20 protein-coding genes are annotated in these 20774 nt (G+C 59.7%); 2 read left to right on the top strand and 18 right to left on the bottom strand.

Features of this window, described 5'->3' with window-relative positions; genetic code table 11:
- Positions 1 to 4 precede the first annotated feature (4 nt).
- Entirely contained in the window at positions 5 to 226 is a 222-nt protein-coding gene (locus JN756_RS13750; protein ID WP_126589047.1) for a hypothetical protein, read from the top strand.
- 101 nt (positions 227 to 327) lie between these two features.
- Here the strand turns inward: JN756_RS13750 and JN756_RS13745 are convergent, their stop codons facing one another.
- The 10 genes from JN756_RS13745 to JN756_RS13700 form a co-directional block, all read right to left on the bottom strand.
- Positions 328 to 819 (bottom strand): GNAT family N-acetyltransferase, encoded by a 492-nt coding sequence (locus JN756_RS13745; RefSeq protein WP_201022176.1) that lies wholly within the window; start codon positions 817 to 819, stop codon positions 328 to 330.
- A 165-nt stretch (positions 820 to 984) separates the two neighbouring features.
- Positions 985 to 2091: a cell division protein ZapE gene (zapE, locus tag JN756_RS13740; RefSeq protein WP_057005263.1), complete on the bottom strand. Its 1107-nt coding sequence runs from the start codon at positions 2089 to 2091 to the stop codon at positions 985 to 987.
- Between the two features lie 15 nt (positions 2092 to 2106).
- On the bottom strand, positions 2107 to 2442 hold the full coding sequence (locus JN756_RS13735) for a nuclear transport factor 2 family protein (protein ID WP_017848377.1): 336 nt from the start codon (positions 2440 to 2442) through the stop codon (positions 2107 to 2109).
- Positions 2443 to 2493: 51 nt separating this feature from the next.
- A complete protein-coding gene (locus tag JN756_RS13730) occupies positions 2494 to 3210 on the bottom strand; it encodes a helix-turn-helix transcriptional regulator (RefSeq protein ID WP_026140198.1) in 717 nt (238 codons plus the stop codon).
- 133 nt (positions 3211 to 3343) lie between these two features.
- Entirely contained in the window at positions 3344 to 6001 is a 2658-nt protein-coding gene (pepN, locus tag JN756_RS13725) for an aminopeptidase N (RefSeq protein ID WP_201022175.1), read from the bottom strand.
- A 13-nt stretch (positions 6002 to 6014) separates the two neighbouring features.
- Positions 6015 to 6845, bottom strand: coding sequence for a DUF2797 domain-containing protein (locus tag JN756_RS13720; RefSeq protein WP_017848374.1), 831 nt, complete (start codon positions 6843 to 6845; stop codon positions 6015 to 6017).
- Entirely contained in the window at positions 6842 to 7102 is a 261-nt protein-coding gene (locus JN756_RS13715) for a YeaC family protein (RefSeq protein WP_017848373.1), read from the bottom strand. The genes JN756_RS13720 and JN756_RS13715 overlap by 4 nt, the downstream gene beginning before the upstream one ends.
- A gap of 12 nt (positions 7103 to 7114) precedes the next feature.
- Complete coding sequence (locus JN756_RS13710; protein WP_126589049.1) at positions 7115 to 7987, bottom strand: rhomboid family intramembrane serine protease; 873 nt, start codon at positions 7985 to 7987, stop codon at positions 7115 to 7117.
- Positions 7984 to 8955 (bottom strand): metallophosphoesterase, encoded by a 972-nt coding sequence (locus JN756_RS13705; RefSeq protein ID WP_128192518.1) that lies wholly within the window; start codon positions 8953 to 8955, stop codon positions 7984 to 7986. The genes JN756_RS13710 and JN756_RS13705 overlap by 4 nt, the downstream gene beginning before the upstream one ends.
- A complete protein-coding gene (locus JN756_RS13700) occupies positions 8955 to 9845 on the bottom strand; it encodes an NAD(+) kinase (RefSeq protein WP_003217892.1) in 891 nt (296 codons plus the stop codon). Before JN756_RS13700 ends, JN756_RS13705 begins: the two co-directional genes overlap by 1 nt.
- 143 nt (positions 9846 to 9988) lie before the next feature.
- Between JN756_RS13700 and JN756_RS13695 the strand changes: the two genes are divergently transcribed.
- Positions 9989 to 10936 carry a DUF1853 family protein gene (locus tag JN756_RS13695; protein WP_079443633.1) on the top strand — a complete coding sequence of 316 codons (948 nt, stop codon included), beginning with the start codon at positions 9989 to 9991 and terminating at the stop codon, positions 10934 to 10936.
- 32 nt (positions 10937 to 10968) lie between these two features.
- Here JN756_RS13695 and JN756_RS13690 read toward each other — a convergent pair whose 3' ends face one another.
- The 8 genes from JN756_RS13690 to JN756_RS13655 all read right to left on the bottom strand — a co-directional run bounded on the left by JN756_RS13690 (position 10969) and on the right by JN756_RS13655 (position 20773).
- On the bottom strand, positions 10969 to 13959 hold the full coding sequence (locus JN756_RS13690; protein ID WP_502941144.1) for an ImcF-related family protein: 2991 nt from the start codon (positions 13957 to 13959) through the stop codon (positions 10969 to 10971).
- Between the two features lie 299 nt (positions 13960 to 14258).
- On the bottom strand, positions 14259 to 15419 hold the full coding sequence (locus JN756_RS13685; protein ID WP_186352259.1) for a KPHS_23130 family T6SS system protein: 1161 nt from the start codon (positions 15417 to 15419) through the stop codon (positions 14259 to 14261).
- 2 nt (positions 15420 to 15421) lie between these two features.
- Positions 15422 to 15775 carry a PAAR domain-containing protein gene (locus JN756_RS13680; protein WP_232566534.1) on the bottom strand — a complete coding sequence of 118 codons (354 nt, stop codon included), beginning with the start codon at positions 15773 to 15775 and terminating at the stop codon, positions 15422 to 15424.
- A 55-nt stretch (positions 15776 to 15830) separates the two neighbouring features.
- Entirely contained in the window at positions 15831 to 16196 is a 366-nt protein-coding gene (locus JN756_RS13675; RefSeq protein ID WP_158243629.1) for a YceK/YidQ family lipoprotein, read from the bottom strand.
- Between the two features lie 116 nt (positions 16197 to 16312).
- Positions 16313 to 17095, bottom strand: a complete 783-nt coding sequence (locus tag JN756_RS13670) for a hypothetical protein (protein ID WP_232566607.1) — start codon at positions 17093 to 17095, stop codon at positions 16313 to 16315.
- A 32-nt stretch (positions 17096 to 17127) separates the two neighbouring features.
- The gene (locus JN756_RS13665; RefSeq protein WP_250690883.1) at positions 17128 to 17907 is read right to left on the bottom strand and encodes a hypothetical protein; all 780 of its coding nucleotides are present in this window, start codon (positions 17905 to 17907) and stop codon (positions 17128 to 17130) included.
- A gap of 227 nt (positions 17908 to 18134) precedes the next feature.
- Positions 18135 to 20228 carry a lipase family protein gene (locus JN756_RS13660; protein ID WP_201021144.1) on the bottom strand — a complete coding sequence of 698 codons (2094 nt, stop codon included), beginning with the start codon at positions 20226 to 20228 and terminating at the stop codon, positions 18135 to 18137.
- Positions 20225 to 20773 (bottom strand): hypothetical protein, encoded by a 549-nt coding sequence (locus JN756_RS13655; protein ID WP_126589741.1) that lies wholly within the window; start codon positions 20771 to 20773, stop codon positions 20225 to 20227. The genes JN756_RS13660 and JN756_RS13655 overlap by 4 nt, the downstream gene beginning before the upstream one ends.
- Between the last annotated feature and the right edge of the window lies 1 nt (position 20774).

Raw genomic sequence — 20774 nt, 5'->3', positions numbered from 1 at the left:
CTTGATGAAACCCTCGATTTTGATGCTTGCCGGCCTGATAACCCTGACTTCCGCGGCGGCTTTTGCAGAAGGCGGCTCGGAGCGTTCGAAGGAGTTCTACAATAACTTCACCTTCACGCAGCAGAAATTCCACGGCAGCAATGAACAAACTGCCTCCGCTGACGGTAAAACTTTAAAACGCGACACAGCGGATCAATCCAGCACCGAGGCACAACCTAAAAGTTAAGTTAACTTTTATTTAACTCGCATCACCCTGTGCCAACCCGCTCTGTTGGCAAAGGTTAACTTGGCGCCATTCAATGGCGCCTTTTTTTTGCCTGTGCCTTATTACAGTGGTTTGTTCCAGAACAACATACGCCCATGGGCCGGATCAAATACCGAGTCGTCAAAACCGAACTTGCGGTACGCCGACTGCGCCACAGCATTGCCCTCGAGCACTTCCAAGGTGATCTTGCAGCAGCCACGCTGACGGGCGATTTCCTCGACCTTCTGCAGCATTTTCTGGCTCAGCCCCAGGCCCCGGAACCGATTCATCACGGCGACATCGTGGACATTGACCAACGGACGACAGGCGAAGGTGGAAAACCCTTCAAAGCAATTGACCAATCCCGCAGGCTCGCCGCCCACGAATGCCAGGACACTGAACGCATGCGGGCGCTTGGCCAGTTCAGCCGGCAGTTGTTGCAACAGGTCGGAGGGCAGGCTGTGGCCGCCCCCCATTGGGTCTTCAGCGTAATGATTGAGCAGCAGGGCAATGGCCTCGGCATGCACAGGATTGGTGTAGCTGGCTTGCAGCACCAGGATTTCAGGGGTATCCATTTCCGTCCTCGATAACGACAAACAAGGGAATCAGTTCCCTTTGAGGAGGACGATTGTAAGCGTGAAGCAGGCGCCAGATGAAGGAGATTAACTACAAATAGCTGCCAGAAGGCGCGAAGGTTACCCACATCAAAAGCAGCCATAGGACTTGCACCAGGCTTTTTCCTACCCCCCAAAGCGCTGCAATTGCATTTCCTGCAAGCGACTCAAGGTTCGTCGGAAAGGGAATTCCAGATAGCCTTCGGTGTAGAGGCTTTCCAACGGCACTTTAGCCTCGATGAACAGCGGCACCTTGCGGTCGTAGCATTCATCCACCAGGGCGATAAAGCGCCGCACGCTGTCATCGTGTACTGACAACTCGGGCAATTCGCGATCACCGGCCGCTACTCGCTGGACACCGTCCTCGGTGCCTCGGGCAATCCGTCCCGGTCGCTTTTGTGCACTCAGGTTGGGGACCTCACCCAACAGGATCGCCTTGAAACGATCACACAGCAGCATGAAATCCATCGCTGCCAAAGGTTGCTCGCACAGGTCGGCATACCGGCACCACAACACCGTGTCGCTGGCCTGCACCGCCACGATGCAGCGATGACCGACGCTGATCGGGCCATGGCGCACCGCTTGGCCCTCGCTCAATTGCTCGAACACCGCCGCCAGCGCATCCGGCTGATCGACCCAATAACGTTGCACGCCGACACCCGGGTGCAAGCGATGGTCTTCACCACCGTCCACCGCCACCACGTGCATGTGCTGCTTGATCGCCGCAATGCCCGGCAGGAAACGCTCGCGATTGAAGCCACCGGCGTAAAGCTGTTCGGGCGGTTGATTGGAGGTGCAGACCATCACCACGCCTTCTTCGAACATCACCTGGAACAAACGGCCAAGGATAATTGCATCACCGATGTCACTGACGAACAACTCGTCAAAACACAGCACGCGTACCTCTTGGGCCAGCTCACGGGCCAGCGCTTGCAACGGGTCATGGGTGCCGGTGAGCTGGAACGAACGCTGGTGTACCCAACCCATGAAGTGATGGAAATGCTGGCGCCGCGCCGGCACGCGCAGGCTCAGGTAAAACTGGTCCATCAGCCAGGTTTTACCCCGGCCCACCGGGCCCCAGAGGTAAACCCCGAGAATCGGCGAGCGCCCTTGGTGCAAGGCTTGGTGGCAGGTCTGCAGGGCATCCACCGCACGGCGCTGGGCATCGTCGGCGACGAAGCCCAGTTGGGTGGTGGCGTATTGATAAGCGGCGAGCGGCGAGTCGAAAGTCATGCGCGCCATTATGACTTACAAGGAGATATCCAACCGTGAAATCTTGCCCTGTTCGTTCAAGCGAAAGGTGTAGCGCAGCTCCAGCGGGCTGCCGGGGAAGTTGCCGGAAACCACATTGCTGACCAATACCTTGCCGGTGCGATGCTGCACGTTGAGCACTTCGACCCTGGGCTGATAACGCTGCGCGGTGTCTTCCATCCAACGTGCGATGGCGGCGGTGCCGACCTGATGCGCGCCCTCATCGAACACGTTGGCGTCGTCAGCAAAACAATGGGCGACGGCCGAAGTGTCGCAGGCATTGGTTGCCGCAATGTAGGCGGCGATGGCCGGGGCCAGATCAGCGTGGGACATGGCACAGCTCCTTTGTGATGATTTATGACGCCATGCTAAACCAGGGCTGTGTCAGTTTTTGTCAGGAGTGAACGGCGAGGAATGCTGCTGCTCCATCAACTTGCGCCAGCCCCGCAACCAATCACTGCGGCGCCCCGGATAGCGCTCGCCGCGGGACTCAGCGGCAGCCACGCGATCGGTGCGAAAGGTGCGATACGCGTCTCGCAGTTCGCACCAGGCTACGATCACCCGCACCTCATTGAGAAAACCCAGCGCCAGGGGCCAGATCAGCCGCTGGCTCTGGGTCTGGCTCGCGTCGGCGTAATCGATGTGCAGCTTGGCCTGGTTGCGAATGGCTTCGCGAAACACATTGAGCGGTACGCGGTTTTCCGGGTAGCCGAACCCTGGCGGGCCAGGTAGCAGCGTCGGGTTGCGTAACGCTTCCTGGGCGGCGGGGTCCAGCACGTCGGCAATTTTTGCCAAGGCGTTGGCCGCGGCATGGCTCAAGACATCGTCGCCACGCTGATCCACATAGCGCAGACCAAGCACGATGGCTTCGGTTTCCTCGGCATTGAGCATCAAGGGCGGTAAAAACAGCCCGCTGCGCAACACATACCCAACTCCGGCCTCGCCAAAAATAGGCGCGCCCAGCGCGGTCAATTCGGCGATGTCGCGATACAGCGTGCGCTCGGACACCTCCAACTGCGCCGCCAGTACGGCAGCGGTCACCGGACGCTTCTTGCCCCGCAGAGCCTGGAGCAAAGTCAGTAGACGAGTGGTACGCGACACGTTGAGCCCATCAAAAAAAGAAAGTGGCACAGCTTATCAGAGCACCCTGTCAGAAAATGTCAGCAGCCGCTCGGCCGCCGATTATCCGGGACGAAAAAAAACGGCCTGTCGGCCGTTTTTTTAATTGCGTGGTTTACGCAAGGCTCTTGCTGACCACCTCGAACACATCGCTCGACAGCTCACCGGAAGCTCGAATACGCTCCAGTTCCGCCTTCATCAGCGCCTGCCGCGCGCTGTCGTATTTGCGCCAGCGGGTCAACGGCGCCAATTGGCGCGAGGCGATCTGCGGGTTGAAACCGTTCAACTGAATCACCAGGTCCGCCAGGAAACGATAGCCCGAGCCGTCCGCGGCGTGGAAGTTGATCAGGTTCTGCCCGGCAAACGCGCCCACCAGTGCACGCACTTTGTTCGGGTTCTTGATGGTGAACGCCGGATGTTCCATCAACGCCTTGACCCGCGCTAGCCCGCCCGGCAACACGCTGCCGGCCTGCACGCTGAACCACTGGTCCATGACCAGCGGGTTGTCCTTGAAGTTCTCGGCAAACACCGCCAAGGCCTTGGCTTTTTCCGCCTCGAACGGCGAATTCACCAACACCGCCAACGCGGTCAGGCGTTCAGTCATGTTGTCGCTGGTGTCGAACTGGTCCAACGTCGCCGCCAGCACTTGCGGCTTGCCGCTGAGCATCAGGTACGACAGCGCAATGTTCTGCAAGGCACGCCGGGCAAAGTGCTCGGCAGCCGCTACATACGGGGTTTGCTTGGACAGTTCGCGGTTGGCCTGGTAGCGCAGCCACAAACCGTCGAACAACTGGTCGGCCAGTTGCTTGCGGGCGAATTCACGGGCGGCATGAATGGCGTCGACGTCGGCCACTTCGCTGATTTCCGTCAGGTAGGCCTCACCCGGCAACGAGAGCATTTCGGCGACCATCGCCTGGTCCAGGCTTTCGTCGCTCAATACCGTGCGCAGAGCGTCGATCAGGCGCTGATCCAGCTTCAGCGGCTGACCCGCCTGGTACTGGCCAATCAGCTCCTGCAACACCTGCACCGACAGTTGCTGGCCGGCATCCCAGCGATTGAACCCGTCGCTGTCGTGCTGCATCAGGAACATCAACTGATCACGGGTGTACGCAAAGCTCAGTTTCACCGGCGCCGAGAAACCGCGCAGCAGCGAAGGCAGCGGCTGCTCGTTGATATCGACGAAGGTAAAGGTCTGCTCGGCCTCGGTCACCGAAATCACGCGGGACGTGCCGGCAGCACTTGCCTCACCGGCCAGGCGCAACGCGACAGCAGCACCCTTGCCGTCCAGCAGGCCCAATGCCACTGGAATCACGAACGGCAGCTTTTCCACCTTGTCCGGGGTTTCCGGGCAGCTTTGGCGGAAAGTCAGGCTGTAGGTTTTGGCCGCAGCATCGTAGGAATCACTCACCGCCAAGCGCGGCGTACCGGCCTGGCTGTACCAGCGCTTGAACTGGCTGAGGTCGGCACCGTTGGCGTCTTCCATGGCCTTGATGAAGTCGTCGCAGGTCACGGCCTGACCGTCATGACGCTCGAAATAGAGGTCGCTGCCTTTGCGGAAGCCTTCGGCGCCGAGCAAGGTGTGGATCATACCGACCACTTCCGAGCCCTTTTCGTACACGGTCAGGGTATAGAAGTTGGAGATCTCGATAAAACTTTCCGGGCGCACGGCGTGGGCCATCGGGCCGGCGTCTTCGGCGAACTGGTGAGTGCGCAGGTACGCTACATCCTGAATGCGCTTGACCGTGGCCGAGTTCATGTCCGCAGAGAAGCCCGAGTCGCGGAACACGGTGAAGCCTTCCTTGAGCGACAGTTGGAACCAGTCGCGGCAGGTCACGCGGTTGCCCGACCAGTTGTGGAAGTATTCATGCGCGACGATAGCCTCGACCCGCTGATGCGCGGCGTCGGTGGCGGTTTCGGCGCGGGCCAGCACGGCGCTGGAGTTGAAGATGTTGAGGCCCTTGTTCTCCATGGCCCCCATGTTGAAGTCGTTGACCGCGACGATCATGAAGATGTCGAGGTCGTACTCGCGGCCGTAGGTTTCTTCATCCCAGCGCATGGATTTTTTCAGGCTGGTCATGGCGTGCTGGCACTTGTCGATATTTTCCGGCTCGACATAGATACGCAGCGCCACGGAACGGTTGGTCATGGTGGTGAAGCTGTCTTCGACACACCACAAATCACCGGCCACCAGCGCGAACAGGTACGCCGGCTTCTTGAACGGGTCTTCCCAGGTCGCCCAGTGGCGGCCGTCTTCGCCAGGACCGCTGGCAATCGGGTTGCCGTTGGACAGCAGCACCGGGTAGCTGTGTTGCTCGGCGATCACGGTGGTGGTGAAGGTACTCATCACATCCGGACGGTCGAGGTAGTAAGTGATCTTACGGAACCCTTCGGCCTCGCACTGGGTGCAGAACATGCCGCCGGACTTGTACAAGCCTTCGAGGGCCGTGTTGGTTTCGGGGTGGATCTTGACGCTGGTGTCGAGGGTGAAGGTCTCACTCGTGGGATGCACGGTCAGGTGGCTGTCGGTCAACTGGTAGTCAGCGTCCGTCAATTCCCGGTCAGCCAGGTTCACGCTCAACAGTTCGAGCTGCTGACCGTCCAGCACCAGCGGCGGCAAGCCGGCGCCACGTGCGGGGTTACGGCGCATCACCAGTTGCGCGTGGACCAGGCTGTGGTCCTCGAACAACTCGAAGGTCAGGTGCGTCTCGTCGATCAGGTAGTCCGGCGCCTGATAGTCCTTCAGGTAAATCATCTTCGGTTGTTCGGTACGCATGGGTGGCATCCTTTTACTGATGCACGGCGAGCTGGTAGGCCGTGTACTTGCGAATATTGATGACCCCGGTGTCGAAGATCAGGTATTGGCCCTTGATCCCCAGCAGCGTGCCTTCGGCAATCGGGTTCTTGTCCAGGTTGAAGCTGACGATCTTGGTCGGATACTGCTCGATCGGGTAACGGATTTCGATCGGTTCAATGTCGGCAATCGTTTGGATAGCTTGTAGGCCAAAGCGTTCCTGCAAACTCGCCAGGCCCTCGGCGCAAGACGCGAACAACTCATCGCGCACCTGCTTGAGGTCGACCGATTGTGCATCGCCCTTGAGCAAGGCACGCCAGTTGGTCTTGTCGGCGACCTGGCTGCGGAACAGGTCTTCGACGAAACCGGACTGCTGGCGCGTGGACACACGCACGATCGGCAGCGCCTGGCTGGCGCCCTGGTCAAGCCAACGCGTGGGCAATTGGGTGGCGCGGGTGATGCCGACCTTGATGCCCGACGAATTGGCCAGGTAGACCACATGGTCGGTCATGCAGAACTGCTCGCCCCACGCCGGATCACGGCAGGTGCCGGCGGCGTAATGACAACGCTCGGGACTCATGATGCACAGGTCGCACTGAGCCAGCTTGGTCATGCACGGGTAGCAATAACCCTGGCTGAAGCTGGTCTTGGTCTTGCGGCCGCAATGGCTGCAATGGATCGCACCCAGGTACTCCAGGCGCACATGGGTACCGATCAACGGGTTGACCGGCACCTCGGTATCGCCCAGACGAAACGCATATTGAACGGTCGGCTCACCGAGTTGCGCCGACATTTTGCTGACTGCACCGCGACCGATTTCAATCAATGGATCGCGTCCGACTTGAACAGGATGTTCGGCACCGTGGTCGACTTCGATTCACACTCCTGCGTTCCCATGTAGCCGGTGCGCTGGTCTTCCGGCAGGTTCTGGATCTCCCAGGCGATCATCGCTTGCAGCGACAGCTCCCGCTGCTCGGCGGTGAGCTTGCGGCCATCGGACCATTTGCCGATTTCCACGGCGAGCTTGAGGCTCCGGTAGATGTCCGGGGTGATGTTTTCGATCATTTCAGCAAAAGAGGACATTCAGGCTCTTCCTTAACGAATAGTGGATTTGCGACGACTGTATAAACCGCCCAACAAGCCGGTCAGGCAACCGATGGCCAGGCCGCCGACATGGGCGGCATTGGCGATTTCGCCGAAACCGATCATCGAGACCAGCCCCGACAGGCACAGCACCAACCACACCAGCATCATCACCAGCACCCCACGGGGCAGGCGATAAGCCGGGTTGGGCGAGATGAGTTGATAGATCCAGCAATGCCCCAGCAGCCCATACAAGACGCCGGACAAGCCACCAAACAGGCCGGGGCCGCCATACAGGTATTGAGCGAAATTGGAGGCCAGGCTGAACAACAGCGTCAGCCCCAGCAGGTTGATACTGCCCTGGCGCGCTTCAATACGCCGCCCCAGCTCCCAGTACCACATGCCATTCATGGCCAGGTGCAGGATGCCGAAGTGGATCAGCATCGGCGTGACCAGCCGCCACCACTGGCCCGAGGCCAAGGTGTCGGCCAGCGGCGTGAACTGGATGTACTCACCCATCACCCGGAACGGCAGGAAGGTCAGCCAGCTCATCGCTTGCAGGTTTTCACCGAGCAAGGTCACCGCGCCGACGATCAGGCTCGCCAGCAGCACCAGCGCTGTCACCGGGCTATGGCGCACTTGCTGAACAAACCCCGGGCGCGTGACCGGCGCCTGCTCCGGAATATCCAGTTGCTGGTCCGGATCGCCGGCCGGAAAACGTTGATACAAGACGCGCACGTCGTCGCTGATGGTCTCGGGCACCCACAACACCTGCTCGCCCGCTTCTTCACTGACGCGATGGGGCACCTGCATGCGTTGCAGCAGTTTGACGAAACCGCCCAGGTCGACGCTCAGCGGCAAGCGTAATACGGGCACGGCACTCATGTAATCACCTCGGGGCGCTCAACGTCGACCCATACGAATTTATGCGGATCGAGGCGGGTTTCCTGATCCAGTCGGTACGCCACCAGCTTGCCGTACAGCACCGCGCTGTAGTCCAGGCAGGCCAGGTTCGGACGGATCGGCGCCGGTTTGCCGCTGCGCCAGTAATGCCCGACGAACAGCACAGGCTCGTCGACGCCGTAGCGCAGCAGGGAGTTTTTTTCAGAGGACGACAACGGTGTGCGCGCCACGGGTTCCGGCAATGCATCGGGCTGGAACACGATGTCGCCGTAGGTTTTCGGGTCTTCTTCCCAGAACTTGGTGCGGAAGAACGAGCGTGTCAGGCCGTCGCCGCCGGTCAGGGTCAAACCGTCCGGCAGACGCATGTCGGTGCCGCGCAACAGGCGGTCAAAGGCATTGCAGGCGAAGCTGCCCGGCACGGCGGCGGCCTGCAGGAAATGCTGATCGATACAGCCATCGGGAAAAGTCGCGCGCAGCGGCTGGATAAACCCGTCATCCCAGCACGCATGCACCACGCGGAAACGCCCGGCGTCGACGAACAGCGGCATGTCATAGAACCAGCCGAGGAAGTCGTGCCAATCGGCCGGGTGATGCTCGAACTGGGTCAGGGTCTCGTGGATCAAGCGCTCATGCCGCGGGGTGTGCTCGCGCACGAACTGCTTGCCGCTGCCCGGTGGCGCGGGCGTGGCCCAGCCCAGGGCGTTGAACTCATGGTTGCCCATGATGCACAGCGCCTGCCCGGCCTCGGTCATGTCGTGGACAATGTGCAGCGCCTCGCGAATCCGCGGGCCACGGTCGATGATATCGCCGAGGAACACCGCCATGCGCGACGGGTGGCGCCAGGTGCCAGCGTGCTTGTGGTAGCCCAACTGGTCGAGCAGGTGCTCAAGGGTGTGGGCGCAACCATGCACATCACCAATCAGGTCGTAGCTACGCGCGGGATCGAGCATCAGTCGCCTCCACCCCCCAAGCGGCTGCCCCAGCCCAACTTGGTGCGGCACACTTCATAGTAGTTGTGGTCCAGCGGGTGGATCAGCCGCAGCTTCTGCGCTTTTTTACTCACGGTGATGGTGTCACCGGGGGCGCAGGTGAAATGGTTCTGCCCGTCGCAGGAGACTTGCGGGTAAATCTGCATGTCTTTGGAAACCACGATTTTCAGCTCACTGTTGCCATCGACCACAATCGGCCGGCTGGACAACATATGGGGGTACATCGGCACGATCACAATGGCGTCAAGCTTGGGGTGCATGATCGGGCCGCCCGCCGACAGCGCATAAGCGGTGGAGCCGGTGGGCGTGGCGACGATCAGGCCATCGGCCTTTTGACTGCACACGAACTGGCCGTCGATATACAGCTCGAATTCGATCATCCGCGTGGATTTGCCGGGGTGCAGCACGACATCGTTGAGGGCGTCGCCCTGGCCGATGGCTTCGCCGTGGCGGCGCACTTCAGCTTGCAGCAGGAAGCGGTTCTCCACCAGGTAATGGCCGTCGAGCACCTTGGCCACTTCGACTTCCAGCTCATCGGGACGAATATCGGTCAGGAACCCCAGGCTACCACGGTTGATCCCCAGCACCGGCACGTTATGCCGCGCGAGCGCCCGTGCGGCGCCCAGCAGGCTGCCGTCGCCGCCGACCACAATCACCATGTCACAGACTTCACCGAGCATCTTGCGCGACGAGGTTTGCAGGCCATGACCCGGGAGGATTTCGGCGATGGTGTCTTCGAGGATCACATGCAGGTGGCGCTCGAGCAGAAACTTTTTCAGCCGGCGGACGGTGTCCAACACCTGGGTACTGCCCAGGCGACCGATAATGCCGATATTGCGAAATTGCTCCATGGGGCTCCTGCGGGATTGGGGTGTGGCAAAAAAGAACGATTATGGGCGAAAGGCCGCGTCAGGCAAAATCCTTTGTCGCCGTGAAGCCTTGATGACAACGCTTCTCAGCCACCCTCCCCTGTGTAAAAGGCTATGCTCGGACCATGACCGTGTTCCCCGACTTGCACAACCTGCCCCGCCAACTGCGCCATCCCGAGGTGCGCGACCTTGCGTGGGTGATGCTCGCCCCGCCGATGCTCGCGCAAACGCCGTGGCCGCAACGCCATCCGCTGGCCGGCAGCGACTGGGTACAGGCGCCCGACCGTCTCGAACACTGGCTGCGGCAATTGGACCAGGACAGCAGCCCCCTGCAGCATTGGCTGAACCTGGCGCGCACCCGGCGCCTGGGCCTCTACTATGAACGCCTGTGGCAGTTCGCCGTGCAGCATGCGCCGGGCGTGGAACTGCTGGCAGCCAACCTGCCGATCCGCCGCGCCGGGCATACCCTGGGCGAACTGGACATGCTGCTGCGCGACCGCGAGGGCGTGCATCACCTGGAACTGGCGATCAAACTCTACCTCGGCCCGCAGGACGGCAATGGCCAGGACACCGCGCAGTGGCTGGGTCCGGGCTGTCATGATCGGCTGGATCGCAAGCTGGCGCACCTGGCCCAGCATCAGTTGCCGATTTCGGCACGACCGGAGAGCCGCGAGGTGTTGGCCGCGCTGGGCATCGCGCAGTTCGATGCCCACTTGTGGCTCGGCGGCTATTTGCTTTACCCCTGGCCTGGCCAGGCTGAACCGCCCTATGGCGCTCACCCGCAGCATTTGCGTGGGCGCTGGCTGCATCAGCGTGATTGGCGGGACTTTGTCAGCGCCAGCGCGCCCGGCCGCTGGCAGCCCTTGCCCCGACATGCGTGGCTGGCGCCAGCGCATTACCAGGCAGAAGCGGTGTGGAGCGAAGAACAGATGCTGGAATGGCTGGCGGACCTGGCACCGATGGCACCGGCTCAGTTGTTGGTGCGACTGGTTCAGAACGGCGAGGAGTGGGAGGAAGCCGAGCGGTTGTTTCTGGTGGCGGATCTTTGGCCGAATGTACCGGGCACTCCCTGACCTGCAAGGAGCGGTCTCACCGACTCGAAGGCTCAGCCCTCATTGAGAAATATCTGTTGCGGCAACCTGAAATCACGCAGCTTGAGCAACGCCAGCGGCCCCGCATCCAGTTCGGTGCGCAGGTGCCACGTCAGGTTCAGGCCGTCGGGCGCCTTGAGGGCCAGGCGGTAGCGGCTGTTGCCGTCGTCCAATGGCGTGACTTGGGCGTTTTCCAGCAGGCGGATCAGGCCCCAGGTGCCGGGGTAGTCGCCAAATAACCGCTCGCCGGCATGTATGCTGGTCCAGCTGAGGCTCACGCCGGGATAGTCGCTGCGTCCCGGCCAGTTGAAACGCTGCCAGCTTTCTTTCTGGTTGAAGTACTGGTGCCGGTCGCCGTTGAGGATGAAGGTGGTTTGCACCACGTCGCGCACGGGTTTGCCTTGCAGTTCAAAGCTCAGCCCCATGCCGCCTTCGGTGTAGAGCACATCGGCCAGTTCGCTCAGTTGATTGATCGCGCTAAGAAACTGCGGGTTGAAACGCAGGCCCTGGCTGTGGCGGGGGTCGGCTACCCAACGGCTACCTTCCTTGCGCAGCACGCCGCTCAATTGCTGCTGTAAAAACTGTGCGATGCGCCCGGAGTCCGCGCGGATCATCTGCCCCAACATCGGCAACGACGCATCGCTGGTGGTGGCGGCAAACGGGTAACGGCTGGCGAAGGCGGCGTTCCAATGGCTGACGATCGAGCGCTGCCAGTGGCTGTTGAGGCCCGCGGCGGAGGGTTGCAACACGCGTTGCCAGGCCTGTTCCAGCGGCTGCACGAACAGCGTCTGCGCCGCCCCGCCCCACTCCGCACCCAGGCTGGCGGCCAGCAGGGCACCGTAGGATTGGGTGTCGGTGAGGTCGATGCTGCGGCCTTGAAACACGCTTTGTGCCAGGGCCTGGGTCATTTCCAGCGGGTCGGGTGCGGTGCTGATCTGCTGCAGTTTCAAACGCACCCGTGTCACGCGGGTGAGGAAGGCCGGGAGACTGAGGCCGTCCGTGTTGGACTTGTCCAGCAGCGCCAATAACGGGCCGAAGGTCGCCGCCAGCGGCCCCGTGGCGGCCTGGGCCAACGGTTCGATCGCTGGAGCCTTGTCCGGCCCGATCAACTTTTGCGCAGACTGCACCAGCGAGTCGGCCAGGGCCTGGGGTCGGCTGCCCGCCTGCGCCTGGTAGGCCACGCTGTTCAGCAGCGCGATCAAGGGCGATTGGCGCACGTCGCTCATCAGCGTCAATTGGTCGATTGACTCATCGAGACTCGCGGCCTGCTGCCAGCGCAGGCTGTTGAGCAGATCCTGCCAGGCGCTGGCGTAGTCCTGGAAGTAGCGTTCGGTGAGGCGGGCGCGCAGTTGCTCAGGACTCAGGCGGGTGTCGACATCGGCAGGTTGGTCGCTGAGCACCCAATCGATTTCCTCGCGGCGCGCCTCGGCGATCGCATCGATGGCTTGGCGCACCGAGCCTTCCCAGGCCCGGCGGGTGAACACGCCGGGCACGCTGGCCTCGGTGGTGAACAGGGCCTGGGCGTCGGTGTCGCCGACCAGTTGCGGCAGGCCCAGGGCCGGGTAGTGATGGGCGGCGTCATCGAGCAGTTGTTGGTACAGATTGGCTTCGGCATTGCGTTGACCCAATTGGCCGAGCAGGACCTGCCGGACTTGCGCGACCAGCCGCGCGTCGGTGTCGATGCGCCAAGTGGGATTGGCGGCCAGGTGTTCAGCGTAAAACTGCCACAAAGTGGGGCCCAGGGCTTGCCAGAGGCCCGCGCGGGAAGGCTCGACTTCGCCGAGGGTTTTCACCAGCAGACTGGCGTCGGCTTTTGCCGGACGCGCCATCATCAGGTAGGCCTTGAGCTGGTCGTAGGCAGCACGGGCGCGTTCGGCGCGCTCGGGATTGTCCGGGGCCAGCTTGACCAGGGCCGTGAGCTGCTGGCGTAAAGCGGCGACGGCCGGGTCGCGGATCAGGCGGTTGTTGGCTTCGACGTAGCGCGGCCAAACAGTTTCAAGCAGCGCTGGGTTTTGATTCAGGCCGAAGCGCTGATACCACGGAGCGCCGCCTTGAACGCGATCATCCAGGCGCGCCAATTCGCGGACCAGTTCATGGAGGGCCAGGAGCTGTTCGTCGCCTTGTGATGCGCGTTGCAAGGTCGACAACGAGCTGTGTACCTGGGCGATCTGCGTGCGGTTGCTGATGAATGACAGCAGCAGTCCTGCGCTCCACAGCATGGCTAAGCCGAGGGCCAATGCGTAGCCAACTCGCGGCACGCTCCAGCCCAGTCGGCGGCCACGGGGGTTATCGCCGAGTACGCCGTGCCACACCGGGGCCACCGACCACGCCTGTTGTTGATCATGCGGCGAGCGCTGTACCGGCAGGCTGAACCACAACCCCCGCAACGGCACGCCACGGGCAAATTCGCCGGCCAGATGCGCCAAGGTGTGACGCCAACGATCAATGCCCTCGCCCTTTAAATCTCGCGACAAACGCAGCAGAAAATCATCCTTCATCACCGCGTTCATCTGCGCCAAACCCGCGCGACGCAAAGGCTCCAGCAAACGATTCAGCGCGGCGTCCAATACCGCCGCCGAGAAGCGCGCGGGCAACTGACAGCCCACCGGCTGCGCTTTGCGCGTGTCCTGCGCCCATGCACTGTCGCAGACCTGCCAGAGAGATAACGGCAACTGCCAGCGCAAGTCACGGGCAAGGCGCTGCACCTGGCGTACACCTTTGCCCATCGCGACATCGTCGGCGGCCTGGGTTTCGTTCAGCGCCCAGACGACTCCGTCCAACGCACGCCAGCGGCTCAGCCCACGCCAGCGCTCAGGGAATGATTGATCCAGCGCGGCCTGCGCACTGCCACCCCACAGCAGGACGGTGCCTTGGCCTTCGAGCCATTGGTGAGCGGCCAGGGTGGGGGCGATGGCTTCGATTTCGGCGGGTTCGCCGATGATGAGCAGCAGGCGGGTTTTGTGGCGCCAGAAGAGGCCGTAGTGCTCGCGTAGGTGCTCGCGCACTTCTAAGAGGTGAGTAGTCGGTGAGTGAGGCAAAACTATCTGTGAGTCCGCCGGGGGATAGACCTTACCCACACGTCCCTGCTCGCGGTGGTTTTGACGTTTGAGATGCGCTAACCACCGTGGTGCCAGAACACCGCCCATTGCGATGGCGATGATCAGTAGAAAAACCAACAGTTTGTGGTGATTCTCAGCTAGCCCGATCTGATCGCCAAAACGCCAGATCACCCAGCCCAGAGCGGCTACCAGCATAATGACCCAAACTGCTGCCCCCGCACGGCGCCATGAATTACTCCAAACTTTCATGCCAACTCTCCCGTGACAACAGTGCTCATCCAGTGCTGCGATTCTTCTCGTGCCAATACCAACAAAGGCTCGCGCTGATGCCGGACAATTTCCACACACAGCGCAGCTACTAGCCAGTGACCGAACGGGCCAGATAGCCCGCACAGACTTTCCTGAATCCACCGCTGCTCCACGTTGAGCGAAGCACCATGGGCGCCTGCTACAGCAAGCATTTTTCCGGTCAGTGGCTGCCAGTCGGCGGCGTCGGCCAACATGCCGGTTGCCCGGCAAGCGCTCACTTGGGTTTGCAGAAACAACGGTAATTCGCTGTCCAGTACATCGATATCCAATGGCATTGGCCGCAACAAACCAGCGGTGATCGGTAGCTCCAAGGCGATTGCCAGGCTGTCCGGGCATAGCAGCAAGGCGGCAAGCCCGTCGGAGTAAGAGTCTTCACCGTGAACCTGAAGCACCAGGATCAAGTCGATGACTGCGGTGGCGGCCTTCAACGTTTCATCGATCCACCGGTACGACAATTCGCTAATCAATGTGACCGTTACGGGTAGCGGCAGCCTCATCGTGATGACCAAGCTCTGCTGCCAGGTATCGCGCAAGGCTTCGTATTCGCGGGGATCGGCATCGCTCAGCAGGGTGACCCGGAGTTCCCGCCCCGTCGGCAACGCATGCAGTGCCGGCACCAATGCCTGAATCAACATCTGCAGTCCGGCTTGAGTACGTTCCGGCCCTACAGGCAAAGCCGCAATACGCCGCGCTTGCCCTGTGCGGGGAAGCAAATCAAAGGAACCCTGAGTTAATACACTCGCAGACACCTGATCAGGCAGCAGCACACAACTGGCAGACACTGCCAAGTAGCGCTGCGCCCAAGCCTGCCAGGAACGCTGCACACTTTGCGCCTCCTCCTCCAGAAACTGGCAATGGCTCAACGCAGTCCCATAGGCATAGGCACGCGCAGCGAACGCCAGGATCCAGACCACCAATGGCGAAGCGGACAATGCCCAAATGTTGAGCGTACTCAGTAACGGCATCCGTTCGGAGGTATGCAGCAAAAACAGCAGCACGCAGACCAGTACCGCTATGAGTGCAGCCAATAGCCAACGACCCGGCACAGGCGGTTTTGGAGCTTCCACTACATGAGGTGCCTGACGATCCCAGCCCATGACTAACCCACCCCGCAATCGAGAGCGCTGGAAATCACCTGGCAATCGCACTCGCAGCGGCAGCCGTTGATCACCATCGCCCGATCCCCCTCAGACCAGTCCGGGCAGCCATCGACAATCCGGTTGACGCCATGCCCCAGCAGCGGGCAACGAACCTCGTCTCCGACCAGTGCTACTCGCTTGCCATTTACGATCATCGTGGATGAAGCTGATATCACTTCTCCACCGTGGGTGGTTTTATCACCCAATAAAACAAATCCCTGGGACATAAATAAAACAATCCAAAACTCGCCCATTGAAAAACAGGCTTCCATAAAAACGATCAGAACATTCGTTAGAGAAATGATCTCGACCAATAAAAACTACCCCCCCCAAAAACGCACGACCTTTTAGCTGGCCAGCGCCCAAGCGCTACGTAAACTTTCGCGGACAATTCAGCTCACCGCTGTCAGCATCTAATGCATTCCCAAGAGTCAACGTGTCGAGAACAAAAGAAAAAGGTAAGTCGATAATAGCTAACGGAATAATCAGTCCATTACTCCCCTTGATCAGTGTCCAATCAGTCGCCGCATGAAAATCCAGCTGAACGCCTTGATAAGGGCAAGCCGGGCCATTCATAACTGCCGCCCCTATCGCCGCACAGCCCGAATGCAGTCCGGCAAAAAGTCCTAAAACCCCGAACTTTAAGCGCTTCACACAACCACAGCCCAGACTAACCTCGGCAATATTTTTAAAGCGAGACTGGCCAGCACCCGCAATTAAATTCAAATAAATCATCGCAACCACCCAATACAAATACATGACTAGGTTTTATCTAAGACTCACGTCATCCGACATCCGGAATAAAACATTAAGAGTTAACGGTAAGGCCTGAACAGAAGGAAACATGCGATTCATCGAACCTTCTCCGCAGTCAGGCGAATGGATTGCAGCTTCTTGAAGCTTGGGTCACGACCATCAGCCACCACGCTGCCATCGGGGTAGGTGTAGCGGGTATAGTTACCCTCCTTTTTCACCTTCGGCCCCACTGAATAAAGCACGTAGTCGGCATGCAGCACGGGCTCGAACACCACCTGCCGGGCATTTTTGGCGCGGTAATACAAATAAATCTCACCCTCGCCGAATAACCTAGCGAGTTTTTCGTGTCCGCCAAGGAAGTGTTCGCTAACCCTGGGGTAGTAGTCCTTCCTGATCAGCAGATCGCCGCTGACTTCTATCGTCGGCTGAAAAGCAGAACGTCGTTGTGGCAGATGCTGATCGAACATCACGATCACCCCGCCCCCAGGGCCCGCTTTAACATTCTCGCCAAAGTGCGTTGTATTGGCGTAGGTAACGCCAAAAGTCACATTGCTCAGTTGCCACTGGCATCGGCTACCACCATTGATGGGCAACTTGGCCTCATACAGGTCGCTCTGCCCCTGCTGTTGCGGTTGAACCATAGTGGATAAGTAACCATCCTCTTCATAAGTGGTCCAGTCTGGCCCGGAGCGTTTGATCGGGCATTTCTCCGAGCGGTACATCACCTGCATGGGTTCCGCCGCGAGGTTCTGCGGGACCTTCACCACGATGCTGACCTGCTCTCCACCCGGTGGCGGTGCCAAGGTCTGGTTCTGGGCGCAACCGCTGAGGTTGAGCAGCAACAACAAAGCAGCGCTTGTTTGGGTGACGCGCTGCATATGCACGGAGGCATGTCCCATCCATAGCGCTGTCATTGTGATTGCCCCAGACGAATGGATTGCAGCTTCTTGAAGTTTGGGTCACTGCCACCAACCACAACACTGCCGTCAGAATAGGTGAAGATGTTGCGATTACCCTCTTTTTTCACCTTCGGCCCTACCGAATAAACGACGTAGTCAGCATGTAGCAGAGGCTCGAAAACCACCTTTCGCGTCGTTGGAGCTCGATAATACGAATACATTTCACCCTGTCCGACTATCCAAGCGAGCTTTTCATGTCGGCCCAGAAACTGTTCGTTTACCCAAGGGTAGTAATCCTTACGGATCAGCAAGTCGCCACTGACTTCTATCGTCGGCCCAAAAGCAGAACGTTGTTGTGGCAGATGCTGATCGAACATCACGATCACCCCGCCCCCTGGGCCCGCTTTAACATTCTCGCCAAAGTGCGTTGTATTGGCGTAGGTAACGCCAAAAGTCACATTGCTCAGTTGCCACTGGCATCGGCTACCACCATTGATGGGCAACTTGGCCTCATACAGGTCGCTCTGCCCCTGCTGTTGCGGTTGAACCATAGTGGATAAGTAACCATCCTCTTCATAAGTGGTCCAGTCTGGCCCGGAGCGTTTGATCGAGCATTTTTCCGAGCGGTACATCACCTGCATGGGTTCCGCCGCGAGGTTCTGCGGGACCTTCACCACGATGCTGACCTGCTCTCCACCCGGTGGCGGTGCCAAGGTCTGGTTCTGGGCGCAACCGTTTAGGCTGAGCAACAGCAACAAAGCGCCGCTCATGGGGCTTAGGCGAGCATTCATAGGCTGTGTTCCTCCGTGATCGCTGGCAGTGCGTCGGGAAACTCGACGGTTATCGCATCTGGGTAACGGGAGGGAATGGGTTGGCTGTCCCCCCCAATTTCCTCGACTACGTGATAGTTCACGTGTTGCACTGGCCCCTGCGCAGGGTGGATCAGAATGTTCATGGTTTTATGTCTTCCCTTATGGCTAGTGTGTTGGGTGGGCTGTTGCGCCCCGGATGCGTAGATTCAGGCCTGGGTGATCTCGATCATCACGCCAAATTCGCGCTCGCGGCAGAAGCGCTGCAGGGCTTCAGGACCGCCTTCCAGGTCTTGAGTCATGCGCAAGGCCATGGGTAACAACTTCTGCAAGGCAAGGAACTGCTCGTTGCGGTGTTTTTCCGCTTCGGGGACGCCCACCCCATGCATCTGCGTCTCGAACTTCGCCCGTTGCGCCTTGCGCTCCAGTGGCCGGTCGGGATCGCTCAACTCCAGCAACTGGTTGTGCAAGAAGGGTAAGTAGGCAGCGACCATCGAGTGATCCATCGGGTCACTGCGGAGAGTGCTGCGTTCAGGATTGGTGTGTGACGGAAAGAACCGAGTCAGACTTTCCCGGCTCATCGAGCGAATGAGGGTCTTCTGCTCTTCACGGGCGAAGCGGCTGAACTCATCGTTCAGACTGGGCACCAGATAGAGGCGGGTTCGGTGTGGCAAACGCTTAAGAATGGTGGTGTGGTAAGGCGCGCCCAGGCCTTCTCTACTCCGCTCGGCGGGGTTATTTGAGGCCCGTGACTCCACATGCTGGTCGGCACGGTAGAACATGGCGATTTGGCCGTGATGCCAGTAGGGGTCGCCAAAGCGCACCAGTTTGCCGGCCACCAGTTCACCCACGGACCATATGTAGCCCAGGTCGTGGCCCAGCGGCCCCAGGGCATCGTAAAGCCAGTTATCCAATTCCGCCTCGGGTGGCACGCTGGTGATGGTGTCGGCGTCGTTGACATGGCGAAAGTGGGTCACCGTTTTCAGGCGCTCCAGTGCCTTGGCCGTAAAGGTGCGAGGCATACCATAGGTATAGAGTAGAGGGCTGCGATCTATAAGCTCGGCAGAGTGGATTAGAGCCAGGGCACCACCCAAGCTATGGCCGCAAATAAATAACTTTTGTTCAACTACCGCTTTTTGAATGTCATCAAAGCGCTTAGGAAACAACCTCTTAGCCACCTCAAACGCATGCAAAAACCCATAATGCACACTGCCGACATCAGTCAAAGGCGTACACGCAGACTTCAAGTCACAGCCGCTGCCATCGGCCGGCATCGGGCGGTACAGCACATCCGTCAGCCAGTCCTTGGGTTCCTGTGTCCCGCGCCAGGCCACAACCACTTGTGTCTGGTTGATGCAATAGAACAACTGGGTGTTTTCGATGATGAGCCGCGGAATCTCGGAGGCACCCGACGGTCGCTTGGCCTCCAGCGAATCCAGCATAACCGCCGTGGTGTAGCGTTGGTTGAAGGGGACGTCTACCACCAGTGCTGGCAGACGCGTCCCTCCAGAGTCAATCATCACCGGCGTGCGCGACAGGTCCAGGCACTGACGTAAAAAGAACTCCTCCACCGAGCCTGAGACGGTACTGGGATCGGTGCCCGGTCGTTGCTTCAAGATGTTCTGGGCGACAATGCTGTAGGACAGGTTAGCCATCAGCCCAAGGTTATAGGCATTGGCCATGCTGTATTCGGGTTGGTGATGCAGCACCAACGACCAGGCGCGGAAGGGGCAAACTTCCAACACGTGGCGGTGATTCAGCGCTTCGTACTCAACGGTGAAACCGCTGAATGCTGTGTCCGGGAAGTGAAAGGCCGGAGGCCGCTTCGGGTCCTCCAAAGGCGGATCAAGGGTCGGTAATCGGTCGCATAACTGACCGATACGCAGGTAGTGGTAGCGGTGACCTGCCGCGAGTGCCTGCTTCTCGACGGGCGAGAAACCCGAACGCTGCGGGCCATACAATGGGGTGCAGTTGCCGATTACAGGCCGATGCGGTTCGGCACGCAGGGCACGCAAGCGACGGGTTAGCAGCAACTCGGCAAAAGGATCGGCCTGCACCTTCAGGGTGATGGGGATGGGGTGCAGCCCCTCGATACGAATCACGCCCTGAGCATCGCTGAGCCCGGAGCATTCGGGGAAGCACCTCTGTCGGATGGCGTCGTTGATCGCCTGATAAGGCATATTCGCCAGGGGGGCCCCCTGCTCGTCCACCAACTGGAATTCAATCCAATGCTGTTTCTGTTTACCGCCAGTAAACTCCTTGCGCGAATTGAGCGTATCCGTGCGGTGCAAGGAATCATTCATTTATCAACATCTCCTGTGCCATCCTGACTCGATGGATCAGTGTTACGGTTGCCACCGCACGAAGGAATGATCTGGCTTCCATCGGCCAGCCGGATGTACTGAAGATATTCCATGACTCCGGTCGCGGTTTTATTGACACAGAAGACGGCGTCGTAACTATCAGTAGAGCGATATGCATTACGCAGACTGAATATATAAGTTTGATTAACTTCAAGCAGCAGAGGGCGGGCTTTGATTTTGTAGTTGTCGTACTCGTACCCCTCAGGCACGGTGCCTAAAACGATACAGGCACCTGGACTCAGCTCCAATGGTTTAAATCCCGGCAAAAGGGACGCCCCCCAAGTAGGAGGGTTTCGTGTATAGCTTTCTGTTAATGATACGCGGCTCACTGCAAAGACGCCCTTAGCATTGCTAGGCACGCAAATAGCCGGTTTACCATTAACCGAAACCACATCCCCAGCCTCTCTGCGGCCATATGATGCAGCGTAAACACTTTCGACTACTAACCATGGCAAGCTGAGCGTTAAAAACAGTGCAAATTTCATA

It is taken from the genome of Pseudomonas sp. Y39-6 (assembly GCF_023651955.1).
In the GTDB taxonomy this organism is placed as follows: domain Bacteria; phylum Pseudomonadota; class Gammaproteobacteria; order Pseudomonadales; family Pseudomonadaceae; genus Aquipseudomonas; species Aquipseudomonas veronii.
Note: the sequence above shows the minus strand (reverse complement) of the source record. Positions and strands in the feature narration are given on the sequence as shown.

Excerpts from the sequence above, each read along its gene's own strand:
- JN756_RS13750 (WP_126589047.1), top strand. The coding sequence starts at position 5 with ATGAAACCCTCGATTTTGATGCTTGCCGGCCTGATAACCCTGACTTCC.
- JN756_RS13745 (WP_201022176.1), bottom strand. The coding sequence starts at position 819 with ATGGATACCCCTGAAATCCTGGTGCTGCAAGCCAGCTACACCAATCCT.
- zapE (WP_057005263.1), bottom strand. The coding sequence starts at position 2,091 with ATGACTTTCGACTCGCCGCTCGCCGCTTATCAATACGCCACCACCCAA.
- JN756_RS13735 (WP_017848377.1), bottom strand. The coding sequence starts at position 2,442 with ATGTCCCACGCTGATCTGGCCCCGGCCATCGCCGCCTACATTGCGGCA.
- pepN (WP_201022175.1), bottom strand. The coding sequence starts at position 6,001 with ATGCGTACCGAACAACCGAAGATGATTTACCTGAAGGACTATCAGGCG.
- JN756_RS13715 (WP_017848373.1), bottom strand. The coding sequence starts at position 7,102 with ATGTCCTCTTTTGCTGAAATGATCGAAAACATCACCCCGGACATCTAC.
- JN756_RS13710 (WP_126589049.1), bottom strand. The coding sequence starts at position 7,987 with ATGAGTGCCGTGCCCGTATTACGCTTGCCGCTGAGCGTCGACCTGGGC.
- JN756_RS13705 (WP_128192518.1), bottom strand. The coding sequence starts at position 8,955 with ATGCTCGATCCCGCGCGTAGCTACGACCTGATTGGTGATGTGCATGGT.
- JN756_RS13700 (WP_003217892.1), bottom strand. The coding sequence starts at position 9,845 with ATGGAGCAATTTCGCAATATCGGCATTATCGGTCGCCTGGGCAGTACC.
- JN756_RS13695 (WP_079443633.1), top strand. The coding sequence starts at position 9,989 with ATGACCGTGTTCCCCGACTTGCACAACCTGCCCCGCCAACTGCGCCAT.
- JN756_RS13685 (WP_186352259.1), bottom strand. The coding sequence starts at position 15,419 with ATGGGCTGGGATCGTCAGGCACCTCATGTAGTGGAAGCTCCAAAACCG.
- JN756_RS13675 (WP_158243629.1), bottom strand. The coding sequence starts at position 16,196 with ATGATTTATTTGAATTTAATTGCGGGTGCTGGCCAGTCTCGCTTTAAA.
- JN756_RS13670 (WP_232566607.1), bottom strand. The coding sequence starts at position 17,095 with ATGCAGCGCGTCACCCAAACAAGCGCTGCTTTGTTGTTGCTGCTCAAC.
- JN756_RS13665 (WP_250690883.1), bottom strand. The coding sequence starts at position 17,907 with ATGAATGCTCGCCTAAGCCCCATGAGCGGCGCTTTGTTGCTGTTGCTC.
- JN756_RS13660 (WP_201021144.1), bottom strand. The coding sequence starts at position 20,228 with ATGAATGATTCCTTGCACCGCACGGATACGCTCAATTCGCGCAAGGAG.
- JN756_RS13655 (WP_126589741.1), bottom strand. The coding sequence starts at position 20,773 with ATGAAATTTGCACTGTTTTTAACGCTCAGCTTGCCATGGTTAGTAGTC.